The following is a 902-nucleotide window of genomic DNA, read 5'->3' as shown; positions in this document are numbered from 1 at the left end:
ACAAGTACAGCAGGAGATAAACCAGCGACAGTTCTTGTGACCTACCCAGATGGTTCACAAGATAAGGTTCCTGTGACGGTTAAGGTTGTAGAAAACCCAAGCCAGGCAGACAGTAACCAACCAAGTCCAGCTGATCAAACCGTTACCGTTGGTGAAACTCCATCAGCTGAGAAGTCTGTCTCTAACCTAGGTGACCTTCCAACAGGTACTACAGTTGCGTTTGAAAGCCCAGTAGACACAAGCACAGCAGGAGATAAACCAGCGACAGTCCTTGTGACTTACCCAGATGGTTCGCAAGATAAGGTTCCTGTGACAGTTAAGGTTGTAGAAAACCCAAGCCAAGCAGACAGCAACCAACCAAGTCCAGCTGATCAAACCGTTACCGTTGGTGAAACTCCATCAGCTGAGAAGTCCATCTCTAACCTAGGTGACCTTCCAACAGGTACTACGGTAGCGTTTGAGAGCCCAGTAGACACAAGTACAGCAGGAGATAAACCAGCGACAGTTCTTGTGACCTACCCAGATGGTTCACAAGATAAGGTTCCTGTGACAGTTAAGGTTGTAGAAACCCCAAGCCAAGCAGACAGCAATGAACCAATTCCGGCAACTCCAACTGTTAAAGTTGGTGAGTCCGTGGATCCATCTAAATCCATCTCTAACCTAGGTGATCTTCCAACAGGTACTACGGTAGCGTTTGAGAGCCCAGTAGACACAAGTACAGCAGGAGATAAACCGGCGACAGTTCTTGTGACCTACCCAGATGGTTCGCAAGATAAGGTTCCTGTGACAGTTAAGGTTGTAGAAACCCCAAGCCAGGCAGACAGTAACCAACCAATTCCAGCTGATCAAACCGTTACCGTTGGTGAAACTCCATCAGCTGAGAAGTCCATCTCTAACCTAGG

General features: G+C 47.9%; 1 protein-coding gene. It reads left to right on the top strand.

Annotated elements, in window-relative coordinates:
• A partial coding sequence (locus E5983_RS09245; protein ID WP_269148542.1) for a Rib/alpha-like domain-containing protein occupies window positions 1–902 on the top strand: 902 nt, incomplete at both ends.

Origin of the sequence: Streptococcus danieliae, assembly GCF_009767945.1 — a bacterium.
In the GTDB taxonomy this organism is placed as follows: Bacteria; Bacillota; Bacilli; order Lactobacillales; family Streptococcaceae; genus Streptococcus; species Streptococcus danieliae.
This window is presented reverse-complemented; position numbering and strand designations above follow the sequence as displayed.